The sequence below is a fragment of the Flavobacterium denitrificans DSM 15936 genome, from assembly GCF_000425445.1.
GTDB classification, from domain to species: Bacteria; Bacteroidota; Bacteroidia; order Flavobacteriales; family Flavobacteriaceae; genus Flavobacterium; species Flavobacterium denitrificans.
This window is the reverse complement of record NZ_AUDL01000004.1, coordinates 150196-163590: the sequence shown is the minus strand read 5'-3', so window position 1 is coordinate 163590 and position 13395 is coordinate 150196. Positions and strand designations below refer to the sequence as shown.

5 protein-coding genes are annotated in these 13395 nt (G+C 32.5%); all 5 read right to left on the bottom strand.

The genetic code is table 11. The features are described 5' to 3' along the window. Positions 1-261 precede the first annotated feature (261 nt). The 5 genes from H600_RS0100725 to mads5 all read right to left on the bottom strand — a co-directional run bounded on the left by H600_RS0100725 (position 262) and on the right by mads5 (position 13390). Positions 262-951 carry a PP2C family protein-serine/threonine phosphatase gene (locus H600_RS0100725; protein WP_026726991.1) on the bottom strand — a complete coding sequence of 230 codons (690 nt, stop codon included), beginning with the start codon at positions 949-951 and terminating at the stop codon, positions 262-264. Beyond that, positions 951-6230, bottom strand: a complete 5280-nt coding sequence (mads8, locus tag H600_RS0100720) for a methylation-associated defense system ATP-binding protein MAD8 (RefSeq protein ID WP_245176523.1) — start codon at positions 6228-6230, stop codon at positions 951-953. The genes H600_RS0100725 and mads8 overlap by 1 nt, the downstream gene beginning before the upstream one ends. 109 nt (positions 6231-6339) lie before the next feature. After that, a complete protein-coding gene (mads7, locus tag H600_RS0100715; protein WP_026726989.1) occupies positions 6340-7896 on the bottom strand; it encodes a methylation-associated defense system protein MAD7 in 1557 nt (518 codons plus the stop codon). A gap of 2 nt (positions 7897-7898) precedes the next feature. Further along, positions 7899-12038 carry a methylation-associated defense system protein kinase MAD6 gene (mads6, locus tag H600_RS0100710; protein ID WP_026726988.1) on the bottom strand — a complete coding sequence of 1380 codons (4140 nt, stop codon included), beginning with the start codon at positions 12036-12038 and terminating at the stop codon, positions 7899-7901. Then, positions 12023-13390 carry a methylation-associated defense system restriction endonuclease subunit S MAD5 gene (gene mads5, locus H600_RS0100705; RefSeq protein WP_026726987.1) on the bottom strand — a complete coding sequence of 456 codons (1368 nt, stop codon included), beginning with the start codon at positions 13388-13390 and terminating at the stop codon, positions 12023-12025. Before mads5 ends, mads6 begins: the two co-directional genes overlap by 16 nt. Positions 13391-13395: the final 5 nt, after the last annotated feature.

Sequence of the window (13395 nt, the reverse complement as noted above, 5' to 3'; positions counted from 1 at the left end):
CCTGATCAATTTAACGCAGTCAATCAATGTACTTTAATAAATTAAATGTATTAAAAATGATATTATAAATGCAATAATATATGTTTGATGTTCTTCCATCGGGGAATTATCATATTGATACCAACTTAAACGAAATTGTCATAGCAATTATGAGACGGACTTTAGTCCTTGTAAATTATTTCCAGGACTAATAGCAAATCCACATTGTGCATTTTGAGATAATTAGCGGTCTATATTACATAGATTTTGATATCTAAAGAATTAATGTGTCACGAAAATAATAGAATAATTATCCTGTGCCTCTTTGATAAATCTTCTTTCTAATTCTTGCAAACCATTTTCTTGAATGCCAAGAACAAGAATCTGCTCTATCGAAATAATATTGTGAACCCCATCAGAACAAATAATAAATATGTCACCTTCTAAGAATTGGATAGACTGATATCCTATACTTGATTCAGAAGGTTTTCCTGATATAGATCTAGTTACTATATGCTTATATCTCTCTAAAGATTTCTCTTCTTTTATACTTCTGGATTCTAACATACTATTCACTAATGTATGGCCTTTGCTTTGATACAATACTTTATCTTTTCTTGTTTTGTAAACCATTACGTCTCCAACCCAAAAAACATGGGAAATATCTTTATCTACAATAATTCCGCCTATAGTAGCACCAGATTTAATACTATTTTTTAAATTAAATTGTTTTATAGCCAAATTAGCTTTTTGAATAGCTTGTTGTATGCTTTGTTCATTTATACTTTCGACATAATTGAGAAATGTGAAAATATTTTCAGAAACAATCCTTGCCGCTTCATCTCCTTTTTCATAACCTCCCATACCATCGGCAATCAGAAAAAATGAAGCTCCAGATTTTAATCTGTCAATACAGACAAAATCCTGGTTTGTTTCCCTTTTTCCTTTTCCTGTTAACTGTTCTGTTTTCATTAGTTCCCTGTAGCTTTTTTGGTTGCGCCTCCGTGATTCGTAACCCTTGGTCTTGTAGTTATTTTTACTGGCTTTGTTGTTATGCTTTGTTCAGATGCTTTGGAAGCCCAGAGAAAGCCTTCACCAGGTTTTAAAACACTCATATCAGCAGCAGTTAAGCCATTCAACTGTGTTAAGGACTTTTGAATATGTTTTAGCCATTGAGGGGAGTTAAATTTATGAAGTAAAACAATACTGCTTAATTCTATAATTTCATTAGGTAAACTAGGTGGATCTTGACTGGCAATCATAATACTTACCCCTTTATGCCTCATTTCTCGTATTGCTGTAACTATATTATTTGTCAAATCTTTATTGTCCATGTATTTATGAGCTTCGTCGAAGACAATAAACTTGTTAAAGTGTTTATTATTAAATGTTTTTACTCCTGAAAAAATATTAAGCATAATAACGAACAATCCTAATGCTTCGTCTTTAACGATGAACTCATCTCGTAAATCTACAATGACTAGCCTCCCTGGTTTTAAAACTTCCTTAAGAAAGAAGCTATCGATAATGTACTCCTGGGCGAAACTAAGCTTCTGCCTAGCCAAAGATTTTTGACCGTTTGAAAGTAGCTCAGATGACTCAACACTTTCTCTTAGTCCTTCCAAAGTAATATTCCTACGCTGCTCTTTCATCATAAATTTCAACTGCTTAATATATGACGAGTCGTTTCCAACTGCCCCAAGTAGAAACATCCAGTCCTGAACATTCAGTTCTTTTGAGTTAAAGGCTATAGCTTCAACCTGTATAGATGGAAATTCTTCTCTACGTTCATCTAATTTATCTGCAGGAGTTAATATTATGACATCTTCAATAGTATCCGGTTCGGCGCCGTATAATTCTTTTAATTTCTTTAATTCTGTAATATTTGTATTAGCATCTGTCATTGATGTAAATTCCGGTTCATAGTCCATACTTTCACTATAGTGGAAAATTACTCCAGCCAAGGGAGAAGGAAGTTTATTAATATTTGAAAATTGTTTCAGGACCATTTCACTGATAGTACCAATGGTATAACTTTTTCCTCCACCCTGTACACCAAATAAACTTATAGTATTGGTTTCAGATAGGTCTATTGCAATCTTCTTATTGTGTATGGAAGTTCCAATAATTCCAAATTGGTCAGAAATACTGTTCTTTCCAACTATAATATCAAAATCAGGGACTTGATAATTTAAAGTATTACTTTCAGATTCAATCTCATAATTATTCTCATCATCCGATTCTATTTCATTATTAGTTTGTTCATTTACAATCTCATCGGAGAAATCTTTTATATCCTCTTCATATAAGTCGTGAACATCGCTCAGATTACTATCTTCTTTTTCTTCATCAGAAGATGTTTTAAGTTTTGATTTAAACTTGTGGATAAATGGTTTGAGTTTATTATTAGATTCAAAGGCTGAAATCAAGTCCTTGTCAAGCTCTGTATCTTCCAGTCGCTTGGTATTTAGATCGGACTGCTGATCTAGAATATCACCAATTAATTTATGTCCAAAGGTGAAAATGGTTGTGTTATGATCAAAATTTTGCTTTTGATGTTTTTGCTCAAAAGAAAAATCAAAAATAAATCCCAATCGGATAAACTTAATTTCAAATCCGTTATTTAGGGTTTGAATGAAATCAATATAACTATTGTAGGCATTTTCAGACATGTAGTTGTATCTGTATGCCCTCTCAATATAAAAACTGAATAATGATTTTAATTCCTTATTTTTTATTTCACGATCTAAACGATCATTGCTCTTGTAATCATTTGGATCAAAATGATGCTTAATTGCTGCAATTGTATTATCAATCTGCTCAATCATTTTTACTTTTAATTCTTCTCGTTCTGATGACCCTAAAGAACTTCTGCACTTTATTTCCAGTACAGCTATTTTTATTTCTCTTTTCTCCTTATTGATGGAAATAAACAAATTATCTGCCCGGCTTTTAGAATTTGTACTTAAACTCTCAAAAAGATTTTGGTGCAGGTCTATCGGGATGAGGAAAGCATTTTCCAACAATCCTTTTTTCTCTAAAACTCTTTTAGAAAAAGCTGTTCCTATAGCTTCAAATGCTTTATTTTTTGTAGAGTTTAGCTGTAATACCAGAGAACTGCTGATGGCTCTTAGATCTTCAAGAATAGTTTGAATTTTGTTTCTGCTCTCTGGACTATCGATATTCAATCCGAAAGATTCAAAATGAGGACTTAATAAACCTATGATTTCACTTGAAGGCTTAGTTGTCAGATATGAGGAAATACCGGAAACTTCTTCACCTGGGACATAGTCCAATAGAAATGGTATTTTTCCACTCCCAGAAGGCTGGTCAAATACTTGGGGACCCAAATTTTTATCAAAAGTAACTACCCAGTCAGAATATTCGTGTAAATAGGTTAGTAGTACCAGATCTCTGTCGGTCAAACTTAATTGTGCTGCAGGAACTGCATCTGTAGCATGAGCTGCCAAAGAACCTGAAGTGAATACCTGATAGGAAGTATATAGTTTGTTTATAAGATTTTCTTTTGGATTTTCTAGTTTAACATAATTAGTCCATGTTATTTTTTCAGACTCTTTATTGATCTCAACATCTGTTGCCGGATCAATAATTAAACTATTTAAATGAGTAGACTTGTATGTTCTGTAAGGTTTGTACAGGGTTATCTTTGATGCAAATGGATTTATTAAAAAACTAATGTGGGCATTAAAAACAATTGGATTTTTTACAAAATCTTTAATATTATTAATAGAAAATCTTAATTTTGGAAACAGTCTGTTTTTTGATGGCTGTGAAAATAATTCAGCCTCTTCACTTATATTTGTTTCTGGATTTAGTAATGCTTTTAAAGCTAATCCATGTTCAATCAATGACTCCTGACCAATAAAGATACGAACTTCAAATTTGGTGTCGTGATATTCTGATTGTTTACTTAAATCAACAAACGCATCTGCAAAAACCTCTGCATCCCCAACATTAAATAAATTTATAATTAAAGTATCAGTGTAAGGATGTTGTATTAAGAAGTTTTTTATATGTTTTACTACCAATGGTCTGCTAACGTCATTATTGATAACATTTCCTGTGTCAATATTTAGCAAATGCCTAAAATAGTACTTTAATTGGTGCGAAATAGGTACAAGCGAATCATTTGGAGTGGGTGTGGATGAATTTATATAAATTCCCCAACCAAAACTTAATTCCCCAAGATACTCATAGTTTATAAACTGATTAGGATCAACAAGTACCAGCGGGCTGCTACTTGGGTTCAATTCCGATAAAAATAAATTTTCCAGCTGCTGCCATTCGCGAATGTGGCTGTTGTATTGAAGTGTTTTATTAAACCATTCTTCAAATTGATCTAAAAGATTGATAAACCATACCAGCCTAAGCGGATGAAGCGGAGATAATAATAGAGCCGATACAGAACCTCCAGTGGGTAATTTTGTTTTGATCTTTACAGCATCAAGGAATTGAACTTCTGTGTAGAGAAGCTTAATGTTCTCTTTTTCTTCCTCTGAAACGTCGGATTTCTCAATCTTTTTGTTAAGGTTAACTAACCAGTTATTATAGTGTTCTAAATATGTTTTTAGATCCTCCTTTATTTTGTAGAGGTTAGTAGTTTCTAATACTCCATTCTGAGAATTGTTAGAGTTTTTTATCTTCTCAAAAACAGTTTTTCGTAATTCTAATAGCTTTTTTGGTGCTATATCGGTCAGGCTGCTCATTATGTATTCGATGTTTTGCAGTCCTAATGTTATATTGTTATCACTAATTAACACATTCACGAAACCAAAATGATTGCTATTGTTGAGAATTTCATTTTCAATCATCCTAAGTTTTGAGGACAAAATTATTTGGTAATTATGCTTATTAGAATAATTGATATGAAAAATAGATGATAATTTTATTTTATCATCGTTTAGCCATGTGTTTGACAAATCACTTGGTTCTGGACTGTCTAAAGCTATTTCTTGTCTTAGATTGTCAATATTATATTTAAAAAATGCCTGAAGAACATTGTTTAATTTATCTTTTCGTTTTGTTTCTTCCTTTTCAGAATTAATATCGATAAAATAATCAAAATCTTCAGAATCGCATTTTAATTTATATTTTAAATCCTTTTTACTTTCTGAAGAGCACTCATTTTGCTGCCATATCCTTTGAATATTATCTTCATCAAAATCGTCATTTATATTTAAGATGTTTCCGAGTTCATCTTCAGCTAAAACTTTAAAGAAATACGCACCCTCTTCGATATTGTTTGCATTCAATTCGATCCTAGCTTCTCTATAGGATTGTCTAGAGTTTGTGTTTTTCAACTTTCTGAGGGTTATTATTTCCTGTCCTGAAAATCCATCTACAGCCATCAGAACAACTCTAAAATATTTTAACTCTTCAATGTCCTTTGGCTCAGGTGTTGTTTTAAATCGTATTGTAACTTTTGCGTTTGATGCTCCATCTGATAAAAGTACTTTTTTACCTTCATCATTAGTAAAATCCGTTGATCGAATTTCAATAATTTCTAATTTGACTTCTTTAAAATTGAAACTTGGAATATCCCATTTGTCAAACCATAATTCAGAATATTTCTCTCCAACTATTTCTACAAGTTTATTTAGTGATGTAATACCGTCTTCATTCCTAAATAGCTGAATAAATTTTTTTTGCAGAGAATCTTTTTTTATTTGCAGTTCATCTACTCTATCGTAGATAGGTTTGTTAAATGAAGCAAGTATAGAACAACTTGTCATATTCAAGTTAAGTCGAGAACGAATCAATTTTTCATCATATACTAAGCTACAATCTGGCAACAAGCCTAAATAGGGCAGATTTCTACCAATACTTTCTTTTGTAAATGAGTCTTCTTCCAGCGCTATAAGATAACTTAATAAACTTGTTTGATTGAGGCTTTGTATATAGCTGATTATGGTGCGGACAAAAGGAGAAACCTCTGCCGGAATTTTTTCTTGTAAACTTTTGACTAAAATAGGTTCTATACGTTCTAAAGAAATTTCTTTGAAAGTAGCATTTCCGTATGAATCTTCTGCAGCAGTTCTACTATTAGAAGGTACAAGTATCAGTAAAGGTTTTTTCTGCTGATTTCGTAATTCAATAAGTTTAGTAGCTGATATATAATGTTTTCCTTGTTGAACTTCGTCAACAATAAATGTATTTAAATTTTTGAAATGTTCTGTTATAACTTCCCAAAGAGATAATAGCTGCTCGGTACCCAATCCTGTAATTTTCATACAATGACCAGGCTTTGAAGTTTCGAACTCTTCTTTATATGTCTCTACAATTAGTTCGATTATATATTGATAATAACGTGTTAAATTTTTTACGTTCATTATTTTTAAATTATGATAGTTCGTAACGAGGTCTAACTTTTTGCAGGATATAGGCATCACTTAAATCATTATAGAAACCGATCTGCCTTAATTTCATTTTAAAGGCCTCTACATTTTCTTTAAATGCAAGATGTGTGTGCAGGTCTATGCTCTGAAAACGTTCTTCATGCAGGCCATTTATAATTAATCCATATCGGTTTCGTAGATTATTCATTAGCTCTTCAACCGACAAGTTCTGAGTAATGAATTTATTTCCTTCCAGATGCAGCACCTGAATTTGAACTAGGGCTTCTAATAGTCTGGTTCCAAGGACATATCTTCTGGGATGTTTTTTACTTCTTCCTTGAGCTAAAAAACCTCTTTCGCTGTTCTTTTGTGACAAACTGTCCAGCAATTCTATATGAGATTTATGCTGGTACTTTCCTCTCACTTTTAGCAACAATTCAACATATCTATCAAAATAATTTGTTTCATATTTTACCATTTCACTTAATAGGTCTTTATATTCCTGATCCTGTTCTTGGTAAACGATATCCCAATAAGTTTCAAATTTTATTTCATATTTATTTATCTCGTTCTTGAGAATATCCATTGCTTTTTCAATACTGTCGGAATTTGATTCATCAAGTTTCAATTTCTGAATAACACTATTGATTTTAAAAGTAGCTTTAATATATTTATATAAAGAATTGTATGTCTTTTCCGCATCGGCTATTGCAATCGAAGAAATCTTACTTTCAAAATTATCTGTGGTATCTAACACAACGCTCCAATCATCAACAATTTCCTTAGTTCCAGCCTCGATCATTTTTGGCAGTAGATAAATCACTTTGTGTATGTATAAGGAAAGATGAAATGAGGTGATCGTTTTCAGGTAATCGATTAGAACATTTCGGGGAATTTTAGATTTGTACACCAGTAATCTTCGGACGTCATCACAAAATAATTCTGCTTGTTCGGTTAAAAGAGGTTTTATCTTATTAAGAGTCGTATTACTCTCTAAAAAGCCGGGACTGACATTTTTTATTAGATATAATATCCCCAAACTATCTACATCTAATTCCTTTGAATTCAGTAAATTGTTTGTTGTTTTATCCCATCCTTCAGCTAAAAAGTTTCGAAGGTCCTCTTTAACAACCGGATTCTGTCCCAACATTAGATAAATTTGGTCGGCAGTAAAATAATCTCTTGTATTTGGAACATTTCTTACTCTATAACTCTCAAGATGTATAGGTCTTAAAGATGATATTTTTTCTTTCTCAGAATTACCACGATTTACCATATTAACAAGGTTTGTGCGTAACCAAAGTTCTACCGCATCGGGGTTTTCATTAAAACCTTCCAATTCATTATTTTCTTCCAATTTCTGAAAGATACTTTTAAGCTTTTCTATTTCAATAAACACGTTATCTCCTCTACGTGTTCTTTGTTTGGGACGAATCCCCTCATGCTTTAACAGCATAAAAAGGTTAACCAGTGTATTATCAATCCTAATTGTCTTGGCATCAGCCGTAAAAAGGAGTTCATTTCTGAAAGTGCTTTCCTGTTTGTTTAGTTTGATTGCCATAGCTAATAAGTTAATTTTTTAATAGCGATTTTGTTGTTATTTTTTTTGATGGAATAAAAGAGGCGATTGTCTGGTGTCACCACAATCTCATTATAGTTGAGGTTCTCTAATAAATTTTTAAACACGATCAATTCAATAAATTTGCCTCTCAAGTCATTAAGTGACGGACTAAAACCTTTCTTTATAAAGTAAAGCATTTCATATAAATCCAATGAAATAGTTAACTCGATATGCTTAATTGTTTTATGTCTAAAAATTAAGCTGTCTGGCTCATATTCTAGATATTTGATTAAATGATCAGTCCGTTTTACTATCAACTCAAAATCTTCTAAAGGAAACATTTTAAAGGATTTACCACGCATATCCTTCACATCAGTCGATGCAAGAATTAGGTTCTCTTTGTCTAACGATTCATTATCACAACCTTCATTTAAAGAAACGGCACGTGAAATCACTTGTTTTGTTGTTTCATCGATGGTTGATTGCGATAAAATAGATACAAAATCAAAAATTGATTTATAGGGTAAACGTAATAAATAAGAGGGTTTTAGGTCCTTCTCTGATGGTTTATTTAAATTCTCTTCAATAGAATCGTTTTCATCGAACCATGCTGCCTTTCCCTCAAAATAATGATGTCGAACATATGCCTTATGTTTCTCTCGTGTATTTTGAATCAGCTCAGGAGTTTGCTCATGTGCCGGAATAAATGATTTATAATCATTAAAACTATCAAGTAAATTGTGTTCCCTTTCGGAAAATTGAAGATAATCTTTCGGATTATGTCTGCTGAAATATAATTCTCTGTCCCAATGCGGAATAGTAACTTCTCCTATATCTGTTTCTCTTAGCAGTTTTATCAACCGGTCTCTATTGCCACTGTCATCAAGATTAGGATTAGTTATATTGAAGTAATAATACTGCCAATATTTTTCAGGATTTGAATCTTTTAACAACTCTATTTGTGGTAATTCATCACAAGAAATATCACGTGTGAGCATGAAAGAAATTAACGAACGAATATCACGTATAGTAATATGCAATTCACGTTTTAAACTAACAGTTCTTATCAGCCATTCCAGCCGGTTAATTACAGATTCACCGGCTGCTGTATCATTTAAGGTATCAACATTGTACTTTATAAAGCAGTTTTTAGCCAACTCACAGCCTTCACATTTTGCCCAAAGAGATTTATGGGTCAAAGATTTTACCTGATTCTTAAACAAGCTGCCATCCCCTGAATCATCAACAGCCACTGAACGAAGATTCAAATTAACAACCATAATACCTTCAGGCAGCTCCGTATGTCCTTCCTTATAAAAATAATCTTCAATTAAGATGGCTAATTGATGGTGCTTGCTTGAAGTTGTTAAAAACTCAACTAACCGGCCTTCGTTTATAGCAATGATGCGGCCTTCTGGTACTTCTGCATAATTATCTGTATACTCAAAGGGTTGAAAAAAACTTTCTAATACATCGTTATTTATATTGTTTTCTTCATCCTGCGAACCATCATAATTACTCTCGTAAGAAATATTATTTATTTTAAATCTTGCTCCGTTATTATGCGTAAAATGTTCAACTTCCTTAACCGAGGAATGCTGTTCAATTTTCTTTATAAAAGCTGTTTTGCCATCTCCTGCATTTCCGGTAATAATTAGTAGTTTATACTGTCCGTCAACAATGGCAGGAAGAAGACTTTTGTCTAGTTTAGTAGGGGTATAAGTTAACGCATCTAGCTGATGAGCATTATTATTTACTCTTGTTCCAAAATTACCATATCTAGACTGGCTGTAAAGGGAATTGATATACTGAATAATATTAAAATCAGCAGTATTGTATTCTAATACAGGTGTTTTAATTTCAAACGATGACTTTTCTAAGATTTTATCTTCGAGGTTAACCAACGCCTCAAACATTTCCTTAGCATTTTGAAAACGTTGTGAAGTATCTGCAGCAATCGATTTTAATAAAAAAGAACTAAACTCTTCTGATATTCTAGGTTCTATTTTTTTAGGATTATTCGGCTGTCTGCTGCTCATCGGTCTTTTTGAAGGATGCCATGGATATTGTTTGCAAATTAACTCATACAAAGTTACTCCCATTGCAAAAGTGTCGGCCGATAAATTCCAATTAATTTTATAATTGTCTGCTATCAGATCCGGCGCTAAATATGGATTGGTACCAACAAAATCTTTGTTTGCTTCATTTGAAGATGCCACATTAAAATCGATTAACACGAAACGTTCACCTTTGTCCCAAATAATGTTTTGGGGTTTAATATCTCTATGTAAAACTGGTTTTTCTTTAGACTGCATCTCTACCAATGCAGAGAGGATCTCTTTGCCTACTTGAAATACTCTATGAACAGGAAGTTTAGCATCTGTCAGTGTATAAATGCTTAGATTCTCACCATCCAGGTATTCCATTACGGTAAAAAACTGGCCAGATGCAGCCTCATCATTCCATTTGAATTTTACTATGTTTGGATGATCTAATTTGATTAACGCATTGTATTCATCCTTTACAGAACTAAAGTTGACACTCTCATTGAATAGTTTTAAGGCGTAATAAATACCTTGAATGCGATGCTTTACTTTAAATACTTTGGAATAGCCTCCTTTACCTAGTATTTTATGAATGGAATATGTTCCAATAGAATCACCTTCTTTGATTTCTTCAAATGTATATGAGTGTAAAGCAGGAACAATAGCTGGAGATGCATCAGCAACGGATTTGCTTTCTATAGCATTTGAGATGAAATCTTGCAAAGTTTCTACGCTTTCTATACGTTTTTGATCATCAGTAATAATTGTTTGAATACATACATCGTCAATCCATTTAGGCAAATTAGAGTTGATGTATGTCGGTAATAAAGTGGATTTCAGTTTTCCACCCATTCTGTCTAAATCGTAAGGTGTATTAAAAGGTTCTTTATCAGTGAATAACCAGTAAACTAAAACTCCTAAAGAATATATATCAGAGGCAGCACTTGCATCGTTCACAGTCAGTTCCAAAGGATGATATGCTGTTGCATTATTTTGATTTATTGTTGGCATCACAGTGTATCCTTCTTCACTGTGGTCAATAAAATATGATTTACCAAAATTACCTAGATAAGCATACCCGCTGCTCAAATAGATGTTATCAGGATTGATATCACGATGGAAGATACTTTCTTTATGAGCCTCTTTTAAAGCCACTATTACATTATTGATAATATCAATTTTCTCCTTGAAAGTAAAAGTTTTAACCCGAGCCTCTGAACGTAACGAATTCTCTTCTAAGAAATCAGAAATTTCGTAGAAGAGGTGATTTACCTCATCTATTCGGAATTCCACGTTTAATATAAAAGGTTTCGCTTTTAACTTGTTAAGTGCGTGATATTGGTTTTTAATTTTGTCTTCACGTTTTTTAAGTTCTTCTATTGAAAGTCCGCTTACTTGTAAAGCATATTCTTTAATTCTGCGTCGTACTGACGTAACACCTTTTGGTTTTACCAAATATTCTGTAAAATTAGGCTCCTGTTGAATGATTTCTAAAACTTGATAACCCTCAATTTCCTTTTTCTGTTCAGGAGATTTTTGGGATTGCTGACCAATTAAAAACTGAACTATGGCCTGTTGGAAACTATTTATATCATTATCTAACTTACCAATGCTGTAAGGATCAATAATAAAATCTATTAGTTTTTTACTTAATCCGAAAGTAAGCTTTTGGGCTTCATGTGAAATAAGAGGCGGATAGGTATTATTAAAAGAAAGTGTAAGCATATTTTGAATCCAAGCTTTTCCCCAATCAAAATTAGCCTCCTTAAGCTTGGATGCAAGAATCGCTGTTTTTTGGCGCCCTGTTTTAAGCGGATTAGGCATTTGTCGATCATTCAGATACCAGTAATGATCATCGCCTTCAATTCGTCCTTTCCAATCCTTGTTTTCGATATTATAAATACCGTGCGGAGCTACCACAATTAAATCATACTCCCAGTATTGGGTGCGTTTGTTTTTAGGATTGGTAGATGCAATCTCTACATTAGGGATTAAATAATAATTTTCTGGAAGATGTATCTCCAGATAATCCAACAATCTTTTTTCACCGGCATTAACAACCGATTCAAAATAAGGCGGCTTTATGATACTTGCCATAGGTCAATTTCTTTTTCTATTAATTCAATGGCTTGGTTTTCTTTAATTATGGCTTGATCAAATAATATAGAAGATTTAATAACAAGATCAGTGATTAATTCTTTATTTTCATCATCAAGTTCTGGCAATAAAAGTGTTTTGACATAATCTTCATTAATAGTTAATATCGCTGAGCCAAAAATTCCAGCTCTTAAGTATTTTCTGCCAAATCTTGAAGATAGAAAAGCGTAAATATAAGGAGCTATATTTTCGTTAACTAATACTCTTAAAGCATGTTCGTTGACACCAATATTATTAAGTTGCTCGCCAATTAGATATGTTGACCCCAAAATTTCTTGGCCTGAGCGGGCAATCAAAACCCAATTTTTTTTAACCCTTAAAGTATCTACGCCCGCCATCTTTAGAGAAAGATACTTATCTATCCCTGTTGGATTAAAAGAGGATAAGTCAGAAGTAGACAAGTATTGAAGTCCTTCTTTAACATATACTCTTTTTCCTCTATTAGGAATAAAAATTTTGTTTATGTGTTCGCCTAAATTTTTGTAAGGAATACCACTTTCTCGGATTATTGCGTCAAGTTCTTGCTTATAAATGTTATATGATGCATCAAGCCGATGTTGAAACATCTTTAGATTTTTAGAATTTTGTTTAAAGCTGATTATATTACAGTGTTTTGCTTCAAATAAATCATTAAATTTCATTTGTGCAATGTTCATTAATTCATTTGCTTCTTGTCTGAACTTCGACCCCTCAACAATAAATTGATGAATCTGACTCTGCTTTTGTTGTGATAATAACGGAATTGGTAACTTTGATAATGTTTTGGGTTCAATTCGTGGAACAACTGAGCCGTAAATATATGATTGCATATAATTATAAGCCGTTTTCGAGGCTAAATAGGCGTACAGATATCCATAAGGTATCTTTGAGTTGTTTGGATTTACACGAATAATATCCTGAGAACCTATTATTCCTTCTAAGTCCTTACTTATTAGTCTTACATTACCTATTGTACCAGCACAACTAACCAGAATTTGATTTTCCTTCAGGCTCATTTCATCTTGTTTCGGCGTATATTTTTTTGATATTATTTTTGCAACATCAAGAGGATTTGTATTCATCATATGTTGTGCAGAGATATAAGGATCTCCAAATTTAGAGTCATCGACAAAAACTCTTTTAAATATACCTCCCGTAAAAACAGAAGTACAGACTTCTCCCAAAGTGCTGAAAGGAAATTTATTATAAATTGCAGTTTCTATTCTTTTCTTACCATAATTCATATGATAGCTCGGTTTAAGAATATGAGAACTACGTATAATTGTTTTAGATTTTACCTGAGTGATTTCCATTTTTA